The organism is Klebsiella sp. JB_Kp031, assembly GCF_040064295.1.
GTDB classification, from domain to species: Bacteria; Pseudomonadota; Gammaproteobacteria; order Enterobacterales; family Enterobacteriaceae; genus Klebsiella; species Klebsiella quasipneumoniae.
In genome coordinates, this window is the sequence record NZ_JBEAJW010000039.1 from 1 (window position 1) to 13,498 (window position 13,498).

The window sequence follows — 13,498 nt, forward strand, 5'->3', positions numbered from 1 at the left end:
TCCATGTCACTTTGAGTGCCCACACAGATTGTCTGATAAATTGTTAAAGAGCAGTTGCGACGCGCTTTAGCGCTCTGTCGCGAGGTGGAGTATATTACGCTTTCCTCTTTCAGAGTCAACCCGTTTTTCAGGATTTTTCTCTTCAACCGAACTGGCTGTTTGTGTGAAGTGATTCACATCCGCCGTGTCGATGGAGGCGCATTATAGGGAGCCCGCCGGGAATGACAAGCGGAAAAATACAATTTTATTTCAACCGCTCATCTTTTATACGTAACGCTTATTTTTGCTGCTTTTTAATCGCCGCCGGCAGCTCTGTCAGGCTATTTAGCACCCAGTCCGCGGCTTTTTCCGCTTCTTCAGTAACAGGCTTACCGGTACGCACCAGCACTTTAGTACCGACATCAGCAGCCGCTGCAGCCTGCATATCTTCCAGTTTGTCCCCAACCATATAGGAAGCGGCCATATCGATATGCAGATAATCGCGGGCGGAGATCAGCATCCCCGGATGCGGTTTACGGCAATCACAGGTCTGACGGTACTCCTCAACCGCACCCTGCGGGTGATGCGGGCAATAATAGATACCGTCCAGATCAACGCCACGGTCTGCCAGGGACCAGTCCATCCATTCGGTCAGCGTTTCAAACTGGGCTTCGGTAAATTTACCGCGAGCAATACCGGACTGGTTAGTGACCAGCACCAGCGCGTAGCCCATCTCTTTTAGTTCGCGCATTGCGTCAATGACGCCATCGATAAATTCAAAATTGTCGATTTCGTGGACGTAGCCATGATCGACATTAATAGTGCCGTCACGGTCGAGAAAAATTGCGGGTACTGACTTTGCCACCGGTTTGCTCCTGAAAAAGGCTAGTGCCGTTAGTATCGCATGTTTCCGCATGCAAGAAAGTGCTCATTATAAAGAGTCAGATTGATTTAGACGTCTGGATGCCTTAACATCCATTTCATTGCCAGGCATCGCCTGGATACGGCAGAAGAAAATGCCACGGCAAACGGCTAAACGATAATAAATAACTGATGATTAAACTTTCCAATATCACCAAAGTGTTCCAGCAGGGGAATCGCAGCATTCAGGCGCTGAATAACGTCAGCCTGCATGTCCCTGCCGGACAGATTTACGGCGTCATCGGTGCCTCCGGCGCCGGTAAAAGTACGCTGATTCGCTGCGTTAACCTGCTGGAGCGCCCGACCGAGGGCAGCGTACAGGTTGACGGTCAGGAGCTGACTGCGCTGTCGGAAAAAGAGCTAACCCGCGCTCGCCGTCAGATTGGCATGATTTTCCAGCATTTTAACCTGCTGGCATCCCGCACCGTTTTCGGCAACGTGGCGTTACCTCTGGAGCTGGATAACACGCCACAGGCAGAAATCAAACGCCGCGTGACGGAGCTGCTGGATCTTGTCGGCCTGGGTGATAAGCACGACAGCTATCCGGCTAATCTCTCCGGCGGTCAGAAACAGCGTGTCGCCATTGCCCGCGCGCTGGCCAGTAACCCCAAGGTACTGCTGTGCGATGAAGCCACCAGCGCCCTGGATCCGGCCACCACCCGTTCCATTCTCGAACTGCTGAAAGACATTAACCGTCGTCTGGGGCTGACCATCCTGCTGATCACCCACGAAATGGATGTGGTGAAACGCATTTGCGACTGCGTGGCAGTGATTAGCAACGGCCAGTTGATTGAGCAGGACACGGTGAGCGAAGTCTTCTCCCATCCGAAGACGCCGCTGGCCCAGCAGTTTATTCAGTCGACCCTGCACCTGGATATTCCGGATGACTACCAGGCGCGCCTGAAACCTACCGCTACAGCGGATAGCGTACCGATGCTGCGCATGGAATTTACCGGCCACTCCGTCGATGCGCCGCTGCTTTCTGAAACCGCGCGTCGCTTCAACGTGAATAACAACATTATTAGCGCGCAGATGGATTATGCCGGCGGGGTGAAGTTCGGCATCATGCTGACTGAAATGCACGGTACACAGGAAGACACTCAGGCGGCTATCGCCTGGCTGCAGGAACATCATGTAAAAGTAGAGGTATTGGGTTATGTCTGAGGCAATGATGTGGCTGCTGTTGCGCGGCGTATGGGAAACGCTGGCAATGACCTTTGTCTCCGGCTTCTTCGGTTTTGTCCTTGGTCTGCCGGTGGGCGTGCTGCTGTACGTGACCCGTCCGGGGCAAATCGTCGCCAATGCTAAACTGTACCGGACGCTGTCGGCGCTGGTGAACATTTTCCGCTCCATCCCGTTCATTATCCTGTTGGTCTGGATGATCCCGTTTACCCGCGTGATCGTCGGCACCTCAATCGGCCTGCAGGCGGCGATCGTGCCGTTGACAGTGGGCGCCGCGCCGTTTATCGCTCGCATGGTGGAGAACGCGCTGCTGGAGATCCCGACAGGCCTTATTGAAGCCTCCCGGGCAATGGGCGCTACGCCGCTGCAGATCGTGCGTAAGGTTCTGCTGCCTGAAGCGCTGCCGGGTCTGGTCAACGCCGCCACTATCACTCTTATCACCCTGGTGGGCTATTCCGCCATGGGCGGCGCGGTGGGCGCCGGCGGTTTGGGGCAGATTGGTTATCAGTATGGCTATATCGGCTACAACGCCACCGTGATGAATACCGTACTGGTATTGCTGGTTATTCTGGTTTATTTAATTCAATTCTCTGGCGATCGCATCGTCCGGGCTGTGACTCATAAATAACGTTATTGGCAGACAACACTCATTCTTACAGGAAGGAAATAACATGGCCTTTAATTTCAAAACCTTTGCGGCAGTTGGTGCGTTAATCGGTTCTCTGGCGCTGGTGGGTTGCGGTCAGGATGAAAAAGATCCGAATCATATTAAAGTCGGCGTTATCGTCGGGGCGGAGCAGCAGGTCGCTGAAGTCGCGCAGAAAGTGGCAAAAGAGAAGTATGGCCTTGACGTTGAGCTGGTGACCTTCAACGATTACGTTCTGCCGAACGAAGCGCTGAGCAAAGGTGATATCGACGTCAACGCCTTCCAGCATAAACCGTACCTCGACCAGCAGATTAAAGACCGCGGCTACAAGCTGGTGGCTGTCGGCAATACCTTCGTCTACCCGATCGCGGGTTACTCGAAGAAAATCAAATCGCTGGACGAACTGCAGCCGGGCTCGCAGATCGCCGTCCCTAACGATCCGACCAACCTCGGTCGTTCTCTGCTGCTGCTGCAGCAGGTGGGCCTGATCAAACTCAAAGACGGCGTTGGCCTGCTGCCGACCTCGCTGGATATCGTCGAGAACCCGAAAAACCTGAAGATTGTTGAACTGGAAGCACCGCAGCTGCCGCGTTCTCTCGACGACGCGCAGATTGCGCTGGCCGTTATCAACACCACTTACGCCAGCCAGATTGGCCTGACCCCGGCGAAAGACGGCATCTTTGTTGAAGGGAAAGAGTCGCCGTACGTGAACCTGATCGTGGCGCGTGAAGACAATAAAGATGCTGAGAATGTGAAAAAATTCGTTCAGGCTTACCAGAGCGATGAAGTTTACGAAGCAGCAAACAAGATCTTTAACGGCGGCGCAGTGAAAGGCTGGTAATCTTTTCTCACCGTAATATCATTCAGGACGGGCTTCACGCCCGTCTTGTCATTTATGCAAGCACCTGATTCAATAACGCCCTGTTTTTTATTCATTGAGGAAATATTATGCGTGCTTTACCGGTCTGTTTGATAGCACTCATGTTAAGCGGTTGTTCCATGCTAAGCAGATCTCCCGTCGAGCCTGTTCAAAGCACTGCAACTCCTCCGGTTAAATCGGAGCCGACCAAACCACGCGCAACCCGTCCGGCGCCGGTACGTATTTATACCGATGCGTCAGAGCTGGTAGGTAAACCGTTCCGCGATCTGGGTGAAGTGTCTGGCGAGTCCTGCCAGGCTTCGAATCAGGATTCTCCGCCGAATATCCCTACCGCCCGCAAGCGCCTGCAGATTAATGCCGCACGAATGAAAGCCAATGCTGTCCTGCTGCACCGCTGCGAAGTGACCAGCGGTACCCCAGGCTGCTACCGTCAGGCGGTTTGTCTGGGCTCGGCGCTTAACGTATCGGCGCAATGAGTGCATTTCAGTTCGCGCAGATAGGCGTTATCCGCTCGCCGTATAAAGAGAAGTTTGCCGTGCCTCGCCAGCCGGGTCTGGTCAAGCACGGCGGCGGAGAACTCCATCTGATCGCGCCCTACAACCAGGCCGACGCCGTGCGTGGTCTGGAAAGCTTCAGCCATCTGTGGATCTTGTTTGTGTTTCATCAGACCATGGAAGGCGGCTGGCGTCCGACGGTGCGCCCTCCCCGTCTCGGGGGCAACGCGCGTATGGGCGTCTTCGCCACCCGTTCCACGTTTCGCCCCAATCCCATTGGCATGTCGCTGGTTGAGCTGAAGGGCGTTCGCTGTCAGAAAGAGCAGGTGATACTGGAGCTCGGCAGCCTCGATCTCGTCGACGGTACGCCGGTGGTCGACATCAAACCCTATCTGCCGTTTGCCGAAGCGCTGCCCAACGCGCACGCCAGCTACGCGCAACAGGCACCGCAGGCGGATCAGGTCGTCAGTTTTACCGCCGAGGTCGAAACGCAGCTTTTGCATCTGGAGAAGCGTTATCCGCATCTGAAGGCGTTTATCCGAGAGGTGCTGGCGCAGGATCCGCGTCCGGCCTACCGTAAGGAAGAAGAGGCAGGTAAAAATTACGCCGTCTGGCTGCTGGATTTCAACGTCCGCTGGCGGGTGACTGCCGCCGGTTTTGAAGTCTTTGCCCTCGAAGCGCGCTAATTTTATTTTCCTCTCTTTTGGCATCTTTGCCACACTGGTAAACTAAACCACTTTTTTTGTTTCAGGCTGGGCAACCAGCCTGTTCCGCTCGTTTAACTGGAACCGTTACAACATGCGTACTAGCCAATATCTGCTCTCCACTCTGAAGGAGACACCTGCCGACGCCGAGGTAATCAGCCACCAGCTGATGCTGCGCGCCGGGATGATCCGCAAGCTGGCCTCCGGGTTATACACCTGGCTGCCGACCGGCGTGCGCGTCCTGAAAAAAGTCGAAAACATCGTGCGTGAAGAGATGAACAACGCCGGTGCGATCGAGGTGTTAATGCCGGTCGTTCAGCCATCTGAACTATGGCAGGAGAGCGGTCGCTGGGAGCAGTACGGCCCGGAACTGCTGCGCATTGCCGATCGTGGCGATCGTCCGTTCGTCCTCGGTCCAACCCACGAAGAGGTCATCACCGACCTGATCCGCAACGAGCTGAACTCCTATAAGCAGCTGCCGCTGAACTTCTATCAGATCCAGACCAAATTCCGCGACGAAGTGCGTCCGCGTTTCGGCGTGATGCGCTCCCGCGAATTCCTGATGAAAGATGCGTACTCTTTCCATACTTCGCAGGAATCGCTGCAGGAAACCTACGATGCGATGTACGCCGCTTACAGTAAAATCTTCAGCCGCATGGGACTGGACTTCCGCGCGGTACAGGCTGATACCGGCTCTATCGGCGGCAGCGCCTCTCATGAATTCCAGGTGCTGGCGCAGAGCGGCGAAGACGATGTGATCTTCTCCGACAGCTCCGACTACGCGGCAAACATCGAGTTTGCGGAAGCCGTTGCGCCGAAAACGCCGCGCGCGGCCGCCACCCAGGAGATGACCCTGGTCGACACGCCGAACGCCAAAACCATCGCCGAGCTGGTTGAGCAGTTCAACCTGCCGATCGAAAAAACCGTGAAAACCCTGCTGGTGAAAGCGGTTGAAGATAGCGCTTCCCCGCTGGTTGCCCTGCTGGTGCGCGGCGATCACGAGCTGAACGAAGTGAAAGCGGAAAAACTGCCGCAGGTCGCCAGCCCGCTGACCTTCGCCACCGAAGAAGAGATCCGCGCCCTGGTGAAAGCCGGTCCGGGCTCCCTGGGTCCGGTGAACCTGCCGGTGCCGGTGATTATCGACCGTACTGTGGCGGTGATGAGCGATTTCGCCGCCGGCGCCAACATCGATGGCAAACACTACTTCGGCATCAACTGGGACCGCGATGTCGCCACGCCGGAAGTCGCGGACATCCGTAACGTCGTCGCCGGCGATCCGAGCCCGGACGGCAAAGGTACCCTGCTTATCAAGCGCGGTATCGAAGTGGGTCATATCTTCCAGCTGGGGACGAAGTACTCCGAGGCGATGAAAGCCGCGGTCCAGGGCGAAGATGGCCGCAACCAGATCCTGACGATGGGTTGCTATGGTATCGGGGTCACTCGCGTAGTGGCGGCGGCGATTGAGCAGAACTTTGACGATCGCGGTATCGTCTGGCCGGATGCGATTGCGCCGTTCCAAGTGGCGATCCTGCCGATGAACATGCACAAATCTTACCGTGTGCAGGAGCTGGCGGAGAAACTGTACGCCGAGCTGAGCGCCCAGGGTATTGAAGTGCTGATGGACGATCGTAAAGAGCGTCCGGGCGTGATGTTCGCCGATATGGAGCTGATCGGTATCCCGCACACCATCGTGCTGGGCGATCGTAACCTCGACAATGACGATATCGAATACAAGTATCGTCGCAACGGTGAGAAGCAGCTGATTAAGACCGGGGATATTGTGGAATATCTGGTTAAAGCGATAAAAGGCTAATCACCCAACCAAGGCCCTGAACGGATGTCAGGGCCTTTTTTTTACAAGGACTGTACCCATGACTGCACCTCTTCTCAGCAGCGGGCTGCTGACCTCCACCCTGCTCCTGCCTACCGCCTGCACTGTAGACGTCGGCCGCAACGCCCCTTCCGCATCCGCGACCGATAGCCGCTCACTGCCATGGGCGGTCCCCCTCCAGCGCCAAAGCTCGATTGCCGGCAGCGGACTGCGCGAAATCGCCGAAAGCGACCTACGTTCCGGCGACCTGCTCTTCTTCTCCAGCCTCGGCGTCACTTCGTTTGGGATCCGCGCCTTCAGTCCCTCTTCCGTGAGCCACGTCGCGCTGTATCTGGTGAACAAACCGAAGGCCGGTGCGGAGTAAAAGAACGATTTGCCCTTTCCCACCCGTCATGAGGCTCATGATTCGTGCGCTATGGTTGGTGGAAAAGGGGGACGGTAAAACCACCATGAACGAAGTCCGCTGGCCGGCTACCGCTGAGGCGTATCTCCTGCCCATTCCCCGGGCAGGAGCCGGACAATCAGTGTCCGCAGTCTTTCCCTGGAATAAATTTGCCGGCCTGATCCGTCATCAGCGTTTTCATCATTTCGCCGGTATCCGGGTTCGCCTCGAGGGTAAAGTGCCCTTCCACCACCAGCAGAACCGGACGTGAATCATTGCCGCGGGCAGCGGCATAATCCCGCTCAAGCTGGGCATTGTTCGCCACCGCGACGCGTTTACCGGTCGCGCAATCAGTAAAGGTTGCCGCATCGGCCATATAGAAGTACATGCCACGCATCGCCATCGGGGTGGTCGGCAGGCTGGCCTTCACCGGCTCCAGGGTATAGTTGAGAGGAGACTGAATGGGACTCCCGTTGCGGTCGAGCATCTCCAGCTTGTCGCCCTTCGCGCGAAAGTACGATTTTTCGCCCTTGCTGTTGGTCAGTACCAGCTTATCCGCTGTACGCGCCCAGGTGCCGTAAGAGGCAAAGGAAGATGGTTCACGACCAGCGCCCTGGTAGTGCTCATTCATCACCCAGGTACCGTCTTTTTCCAGGAACAGCGAGGTGTCGATGCCTTCGCAATCCGCGCAGGGCAGCACCCCACGCCAGCTTTGCTGCATCGGTTTGAGCTCTTCCATCGCTGCCGGCTGAACCGTGTCATTTTCGGCGCGATGGTTACAACCAAACAGCGCGAACAGCGAACAGGCCGCTATCACGGAGAATATGATTTTCTTCACTCTACTTTCCTTATGATCCATTCCACCCGTTCGCCGACGCCTTCACTGGCGAACTTTTCCACGCAGCGCCTTGACTGAGGACTTTTGCGCCTTAGAAGCAAGGCGACGCTCTTTGGATGCCCGAGTCGGTCGCGTCTCCCGGCGACTTTTTTGCACTGCGGTTAATTCTTTGATAAGGGCCACCAGCCGGGCGATCGCCGCTTCGCGGTTCATCTCCTGACTGCGATATTCCTGAGCCTTAATGATAACCACACCGTCAGCAGAAATTAAGTGATGGCTGGCGGCGAGCAGGCGCTCTTTGTAAAACGCCGGCAGGCTCGAGGCTTTAATATCGAAGCGCAGATGGATCGCGGTCGACGCTTTGTTCACGTGCTGGCCCCCGGCCCCCTGGGCGCGAATACCTTCCAGCGTGATCTCGTTATCAGCAATGGCCACACTGCGGCTGATAGTAATCATGCCGGCGCTTGCCAGGCGGTAAGCTGAATTTCCAGATTATTCTGAGCATCGGATAACCAGATGCTCCCCTCCTGCAACGTGGCCTGCAGCGTCATCGTGCGGTCGGCAAAAGCGCTAAGCTGCGCCAGCTGGGCATCATCAAGATACCAGATGGTCAGCTTCGGGTACGCCGCAAGCTTGTTCTGATTTTGCTGCCACCAGATTTCAGCCGCCCGGCTGTTATAGGCGAACAACGCCACCGCCTGCGCCCGCGAGCAGGCTTTCTTGATACGTTTCTCGTCCGGCAGCCCCAGCTCGATCCACAGATCAACCCCGAGATGATCGTTAAGCAGCCACAGCTCCGGCTCGTCGTCTGACGAGAGGCCGCGCGTAAACTGCAGCCGTTCATCGGCATATTTGATCCACGCCAGCAGGCGCAGCATCATGCGCTCCTGGGTTTCCGACGGGTGCTGCGCCAGCGTCAGGTTAGCATCCAGAAACTGGTTGCGATCCAGATCGGCTACATTCACCGCGGCTTTATATATCGTCGCTTTCAGCGCCATGAATAAACTCCTGAAAAAAATGGCGTACATTGTAGCGAAACTGGCGGCAAAAGGCTGTCAGCAATCGCAGCAACCTGTTTCATCCTGCTGAAATTGCTTAAATGACTATGATATAGTTCCCTTGCTAAACAGAGTTTATCTTCGTAGGCTTAAACTTGCATCCCACGGTTGAGTCAGAACGCTGACAGGAGGGCATGTGGACCACTATTGTGAGTTAATACGCAAGCGGTATGCGGAAATAGCCAGCGGAGACTTAGGGTATATCCCGGATGCGCTGGGTTGCGTGTTGAAAGTATTGAATGAGATTGCGGCGGATGAGGCCCTTTCGGAGTCAGTCAGGGAAAAGGCCGCTTATGCGGCAGCAAACTTACTGGTGAGCGATTATGTCAATGAATGATACTTATCAACCCATTAACTGCGATGATTACGACAACCTGGAGCTGGCCTGCCAGCATCACCTGGTGCTGACGCTGGCGCTGAAGGATGGCGAACAGCTGCAGGCGAAGGCCAGCGATCTAATCTCGCGTAAAAATATCGAGTATCTGGTGGTCGAACTCGCCGGCAACGTCCGCGAGCTGCGCCTGGATAAAATCGCCAGCTTCAGTCACCCGGAAATCGGCACCGTGGTGGTGAGCGAATCCTGAATCAAAACGGGCTTAACCGCCCGTTTTCCTCCATGTCAGACTGACCCCTTCCCCGTCTTTGACTTCACCTTCGTGGGTCACAAACAGATTGTCCGCTGCGGCAATCGGCGTTTCACCGTAAAACAGCAGCGGCGTGGTGTCTCGTCGCCACGGAGCAACGCCCAGCTCCTGCCAGATCTTCTTTAGCTTACGGCCGCCATGACGCCCGACGATATGCAGATTGCCGCTGGCGCGAAAGCGGACGGTGATCGGCTCATCCGCCGAGGGCGGGCGCAGCCTGCCGCCCGGCTGCAGCATCAGCTCGCCGAGACCGTCCGCCAGCCGCAGCGGCTTGCGCCAGTCGGGCCAGTGCTGGACGCTATCCGCCTGCCCGGGTACATATCTCACCCAGTACAAGCGCTGCTGAAAACGACGGACGGTAAATTCCCCCAACCGCAGGCAGGGGCTGGCATCTTCCCGCGCCAGCGCCACCTCGTGCCAGAGGCGCTCCGGCACCTCGCGGGCAGGCATCGGCGCCCGCTGCCCGGCGAGCCAGCGACGCAGCAGCGCCGCGCGGCGGGGAGAACTCATCGACGTCAGTGGTGCGATAGCCAGCGACCCGTCTTCGGCCACCAGCGACGCGAGCTCCGCCGCCAGTATCTCGTCCAGCAGTTGCTCCTGCTCGGCGCACAGGCTGGCGCTGCGGGCGACGGCCTCGCTAAAGTGCGGCCAGCGCTCGCGCAGCAGCGGGATCACCCGCAGGCGCAGAAAGTTGCGGTCATAGGTATCGTCCTGATTACTCTCATCTTCAATCCACGACAACTGATGGGCGAGCGCCCACTGGCGTAGCGATTCGCGGGTTTCATTGAGGAGAGGACGCAGTAGTCGGCTGTCGGCAAAGGCAGAGGATGGCGCCATCGCCGACAGACCAGTAGGACCGCTGCCGCGTTTTAACGCCAGCAGCAGCGTTTCGCACTGGTCATCCTGGTGCTGGGCGGTCACTAACACCTCGCCGGCATTGAGCGTATCCTGAAAGGCCTGATAGCGCGCCGCACGGGCATGGGCCTCGATGCCCAGGCCGCCCCGGGCTAACGTCACGCGATGCACCACCAACGGCACCTGCCACTGCTGGCAAATCTGCCGACAGTGCGCCACCCAGTCGTCTGCGTGGGCGCTAAGGCCGTGGTGAACATGTACCGCCCGCAGCGTCAGCGAGGGATCCTGTTCCCGCAGCAGCACCAGCTGATGCAGAAGAACCGTCGAGTCCAGACCGCCGCTGAAGGCCACCAGCAGCTGGCGATGGGGATGAAGCGTATGCGCAATGTCAGCCGTCATAACCACAAAGATACCAAGAAGTGATGGCCCGGCACGTTACCGGACCAGGGTCGCGCTGGCAAGGTTTACTGCTGATATATTTCCAGCGGCAGGTCGTCCGGATCGCTAAAGAAGGTAAAGCGTTTACCGGTAAAGGGATCGACGCGAATCGCTTCGCACTCCACGCCATGCGCAGTCAAATGCGCTACCGCAGCGTCGATATCATCCACGCTAAAGGCCAGATGACGCAGCCCGCAGGCTTCCGGACGACTGGGGCGGGCCGGCGGAAACGGGAACGAGAACAGCTCAATCACATACTCGCCGTTGAGCGCCAGATCGCCTTTCCAGGAGTCACGCTCGGCGCGATAAAACTCGCTTTGCAGCGTAAACCCCAGAGTATCGCAATAGAACGCTTTACTGCGGGCGTAGTCGGTCGCAATGATGGCAATATGGTGAACCCGTTTCAAACCCAGCATGGTCAAACTCCTTCTGTTAAGCCAGCCACGTTACTCGTGCGCGCCGTTAACGCGCAAGCCTTTCGTCATTTTTTAAGACTCGTACCCGATAAACGCCGTCCTCATCGCGCTTCGCGCCGTGAATATCGGTCTCAAACCCCGGGTAATGACGTCCTATGGAGCAGAGCATCAGCAGGAAGTCGAGCACCGCCCGGCTCTCCTCCGTGATCATCTCTCCTGGCATCAGCAGCGGTACCCCCGGCGGATAAGGGAGGATCATGTTGGCCGAAATCCGGCCCACCAGGTTCTCCAGTTCAATAGTTTCCACCTCACCTTTGATCTGGCGCTGCCAGGCATGATGCGGCGTCATTTTCATTTCCGGCAGGACGTCAAAGGCGCTGAGCATCAGCTGCGGCAGCTGGTGCTGGCGGATCAAGCGGTGGATCCCCTGCGCCAGATCCTGGATCCGCATATTGCGGTAGAAGTCGGGATCTTCGGCGTACAGATCCGGCAGCATATTCTTCACCCGCAGATTGAGATCGTAGGCACGCTTAAATTCGGTCAGGCCGCGCAGCAGCCCCATCGCCCGGGTTTTATCGATACCGATGCTAAAGAGGAACAGCAGGTTGTAGGGGCCCGTTTTCTCCACCACCACGCCCCGCTCGTCGAGGAACTTCGCCACCAGCGCCGCCGGGATCCCCTCTTCATCCATATTCCCCTGCTCGTCCATGCCCGGCGTCAGAATGGTGACCTTCACCGGATCGAGATACATATGATCCGCATCGGCATCCTTGAAACCGTGCCAGTCTTCGCCCGGCGCTACCGGCCAGCACTCGGCTTTATCCACCGCTTCCGGCTGCCAGATATCAAAGAACCAGCCGTCCGACTCTTCGCGCAGTCGCTGCACCTCTTTACGGAAGTCCAGCGCCCGCTCAATGGAGCGCTGGATCAGGCGCTTACCGGAGTTACCGCGCAGCATCGCCGCCGCGGTCTCAATCGACGCGACGATGGGGTAGCTCGGCGATGTAGAGGTATGCATCATAAAGGCTTCATTAAAGGTCTCTTCATCATAGTTGCCCTTAATGTGGATCAACGAGGCCTGCGACAGCGCGGCCAGCATCTTATGCGTCGACTGCGTCTCGAAGATGACTTTACCGGGGATCCGCTCACCGCTCATGCCGCTTTTCCCCTGATATATCGGATGGAAATGGGTATACGGCACCCAGGCGGAATCGAAATGGATCGACGGGACGTCGAGCGTCTCTTTAAGCCAGGTGGTGTTGTAGAGCAGGCCATCGTAGGTGGAGTTGGTGATCACCGCATGCACGGGCCACTGCGCCCCGCCCGTGTCGCGCACTTTCTGCTGAATACTGTCGCGGGTAAACTCGCGCCGGGGGATACCGCCGAGGATCCCCAGCGCGTTGCGGGTCGGCTTCAGCCACAGGGGAACCACATCGCTCATCATCAGCAGGTGGGCCAGCGATTTGTGACAGTTACGGTCAATCAGCAGCGTGCTGCCGGCGGGCGCCGAGTACATGCCGACAATTTTATTGGACGTTGAGGTACCGTTGGTCACCATATAGCTTTGCTCGGCGCCAAAGGCGCGAGCGATATACTCCTCCGCCTCCAGATGCGGGCCGGTATGATCCAGCAGGGAGCCCAGCTCGGTGACCGAAATCGAGACATCCGCCTTCAGCGTATTCCCGCCAAAAAAGTCATAGAACAGGCAGCCCACTGGGCTTTTCTGATAGGCGCTGCCGCCCATATGACCCGGCGTACAAAAGGTATATTTACCCTCCTGCACATAGTTAAACAGCGCGCGGGTAAACGGCGGGGTGATATTGTCCAGGTACTCGCGGGTATACTGCCCGATGCGGGTGGCGATCTCTTCGGAGAGTCCCAGCGCATATTCGAAGAACCACAGCGTCATGCGCAGATCCTGACTGCTGACATCCATCGTCGAGTGGGCATTAATAAAGGCGTACAGAGGCAGATATTCATTGAGCTGATTGATATCGCTGCACAGATCGACGCTGTACTCATCCCAGTCGAAGATCACGCCGCAGATGCGCGGGTTGTGCTCGATAAACTGCAGCAGGTCGGCGCTGTTTTGCGGCCAGATGGTCTGAAAGCCCTGGCGCTGCAGCGCCGCTTCCAGTTCTTTGATCGGCTCGTCTTTGTGATAGACGCCGTGAGGCCCCATGATGGCGATGATATTCACGCTTTCCTCCTGGTATTCACCTAAGTCAAG

At 57.1% G+C, this 13,498-nt stretch carries 15 protein-coding genes and 1 pseudogene; 9 read left to right on the forward strand and 7 right to left on the reverse strand.

Annotated features, from left to right (window positions below):
* Nucleotides 1–277: 277 nt before the first annotated feature.
* Nucleotides 278–844 (reverse strand): D-glycero-beta-D-manno-heptose 1,7-bisphosphate 7-phosphatase, encoded by a 567-nt coding sequence (gene gmhB, locus ABLV64_RS18585; RefSeq protein WP_004204479.1) that lies wholly within the window; start codon nt 842–844, stop codon nt 278–280.
* Nucleotides 845–1,032: 188 nt separating this feature from the next.
* Between gmhB and metN the strand changes: the two genes are divergently transcribed.
* The 7 genes and pseudogenes from metN to ABLV64_RS18620 form a co-directional block, all read left to right on the forward strand.
* Nucleotides 1,033–2,064: a methionine ABC transporter ATP-binding protein MetN gene (metN, locus tag ABLV64_RS18590; RefSeq protein ID WP_002889450.1), complete on the forward strand. Its 1,032-nt coding sequence runs from the start codon at nt 1,033–1,035 to the stop codon at nt 2,062–2,064.
* A complete protein-coding gene (locus ABLV64_RS18595; protein WP_004204478.1) occupies nt 2,057–2,710 on the forward strand; it encodes a methionine ABC transporter permease MetI in 654 nt (217 codons plus the stop codon). The genes metN and ABLV64_RS18595 overlap by 8 nt, the downstream gene beginning before the upstream one ends.
* 43 nt (nt 2,711–2,753) lie before the next feature.
* Nucleotides 2,754–3,569, forward strand: coding sequence for a methionine ABC transporter substrate-binding lipoprotein MetQ (gene metQ, locus ABLV64_RS18600; RefSeq protein WP_002889445.1), 816 nt, complete (start codon nt 2,754–2,756; stop codon nt 3,567–3,569).
* A gap of 107 nt (nt 3,570–3,676) precedes the next feature.
* Complete coding sequence (gene rcsF, locus ABLV64_RS18605) at nt 3,677–4,084, forward strand: Rcs stress response system protein RcsF (protein ID WP_004204477.1); 408 nt, start codon at nt 3,677–3,679, stop codon at nt 4,082–4,084.
* A complete protein-coding gene (gene tsaA / locus ABLV64_RS18610) occupies nt 4,081–4,788 on the forward strand; it encodes a tRNA (N6-threonylcarbamoyladenosine(37)-N6)-methyltransferase TrmO (RefSeq protein WP_017900660.1) in 708 nt (235 codons plus the stop codon). The genes rcsF and tsaA overlap by 4 nt, the downstream gene beginning before the upstream one ends.
* Nucleotides 4,789–4,900: 112 nt before the next feature.
* Nucleotides 4,901–6,619: a proline--tRNA ligase gene (proS, locus tag ABLV64_RS18615; RefSeq protein ID WP_004204474.1), complete on the forward strand. Its 1,719-nt coding sequence runs from the start codon at nt 4,901–4,903 to the stop codon at nt 6,617–6,619.
* 58 nt (nt 6,620–6,677) lie between these two features.
* Nucleotides 6,678–6,971 (forward strand): annotated as a pseudogene (locus ABLV64_RS18620) (hypothetical protein); the annotation flags it as partial.
* Nucleotides 6,972–7,158: 187 nt separating this feature from the next.
* Here the strand turns inward: ABLV64_RS18620 and nlpE are convergent.
* Genes nlpE through ABLV64_RS18635 form a run of 3 tightly spaced genes read right to left on the reverse strand, consistent with a single transcriptional unit; the run spans nt 7,159 to nt 8,855 of the window.
* On the reverse strand, nt 7,159–7,857 hold the full coding sequence (nlpE, locus tag ABLV64_RS18625; protein WP_004204471.1) for an envelope stress response activation lipoprotein NlpE: 699 nt from the start codon (nt 7,855–7,857) through the stop codon (nt 7,159–7,161).
* 42 nt (nt 7,858–7,899) lie between these two features.
* Nucleotides 7,900–8,313 (reverse strand): alternative ribosome rescue aminoacyl-tRNA hydrolase ArfB, encoded by a 414-nt coding sequence (gene arfB / locus ABLV64_RS18630; RefSeq protein WP_004204468.1) that lies wholly within the window; start codon nt 8,311–8,313, stop codon nt 7,900–7,902.
* On the reverse strand, nt 8,310–8,855 hold the full coding sequence (locus ABLV64_RS18635; RefSeq protein ID WP_004204466.1) for a YaeQ family protein: 546 nt from the start codon (nt 8,853–8,855) through the stop codon (nt 8,310–8,312). Before ABLV64_RS18635 ends, arfB begins: the two co-directional genes overlap by 4 nt.
* Before the next feature lie 196 nt (nt 8,856–9,051).
* On the opposite strand from ABLV64_RS18635, the gene ABLV64_RS18640 reads away from it, so the two are divergent.
* Together ABLV64_RS18640 and rof are read left to right on the forward strand one after the other, a co-directional pair.
* Complete coding sequence (locus ABLV64_RS18640; RefSeq protein WP_002889429.1) at nt 9,052–9,252, forward strand: YaeP family protein; 201 nt, start codon at nt 9,052–9,054, stop codon at nt 9,250–9,252.
* Complete coding sequence (gene rof, locus ABLV64_RS18645; protein WP_002889424.1) at nt 9,239–9,499, forward strand: Rho-binding antiterminator; 261 nt, start codon at nt 9,239–9,241, stop codon at nt 9,497–9,499. Before ABLV64_RS18640 ends, rof begins: the two co-directional genes overlap by 14 nt.
* 12 nt (nt 9,500–9,511) lie before the next feature.
* Here rof and tilS read toward each other — a convergent pair whose 3' ends face one another.
* From tilS to ABLV64_RS18660, 3 genes are read right to left on the reverse strand one after another with little or no spacing between them, the layout of a single operon-like run.
* Nucleotides 9,512–10,825 carry a tRNA lysidine(34) synthetase TilS gene (tilS, locus tag ABLV64_RS18650; RefSeq protein ID WP_348843002.1) on the reverse strand — a complete coding sequence of 438 codons (1,314 nt, stop codon included), beginning with the start codon at nt 10,823–10,825 and terminating at the stop codon, nt 9,512–9,514.
* 53 nt (nt 10,826–10,878) lie between these two features.
* Complete coding sequence (locus ABLV64_RS18655; protein ID WP_004204463.1) at nt 10,879–11,268, reverse strand: VOC family protein; 390 nt, start codon at nt 11,266–11,268, stop codon at nt 10,879–10,881.
* Nucleotides 11,269–11,314: 46 nt separating this feature from the next.
* Entirely contained in the window at nt 11,315–13,468 is a 2,154-nt protein-coding gene (locus tag ABLV64_RS18660; protein WP_004204462.1) for a lysine decarboxylase LdcC, read from the reverse strand.
* Nucleotides 13,469–13,498 lie beyond the last annotated feature (30 nt).

Excerpts from the sequence above, each read along its gene's own strand:
- metN (WP_002889450.1), top strand. The coding sequence starts at position 1,033 with ATGATTAAACTTTCCAATATCACCAAAGTGTTCCAGCAGGGGAATCGC.
- ABLV64_RS18595 (WP_004204478.1), top strand. The coding sequence starts at position 2,057 with ATGTCTGAGGCAATGATGTGGCTGCTGTTGCGCGGCGTATGGGAAACG.
- metQ (WP_002889445.1), top strand. The coding sequence starts at position 2,754 with ATGGCCTTTAATTTCAAAACCTTTGCGGCAGTTGGTGCGTTAATCGGT.
- rcsF (WP_004204477.1), top strand. The coding sequence starts at position 3,677 with ATGCGTGCTTTACCGGTCTGTTTGATAGCACTCATGTTAAGCGGTTGT.
- tsaA (WP_017900660.1), top strand. The coding sequence starts at position 4,081 with ATGAGTGCATTTCAGTTCGCGCAGATAGGCGTTATCCGCTCGCCGTAT.
- proS (WP_004204474.1), top strand. The coding sequence starts at position 4,901 with ATGCGTACTAGCCAATATCTGCTCTCCACTCTGAAGGAGACACCTGCC.
- arfB (WP_004204468.1), bottom strand. The coding sequence starts at position 8,313 with ATGATTACTATCAGCCGCAGTGTGGCCATTGCTGATAACGAGATCACG.
- ABLV64_RS18635 (WP_004204466.1), bottom strand. The coding sequence starts at position 8,855 with ATGGCGCTGAAAGCGACGATATATAAAGCCGCGGTGAATGTAGCCGAT.
- rof (WP_002889424.1), top strand. The coding sequence starts at position 9,239 with ATGTCAATGAATGATACTTATCAACCCATTAACTGCGATGATTACGAC.
- ABLV64_RS18655 (WP_004204463.1), bottom strand. The coding sequence starts at position 11,268 with ATGCTGGGTTTGAAACGGGTTCACCATATTGCCATCATTGCGACCGAC.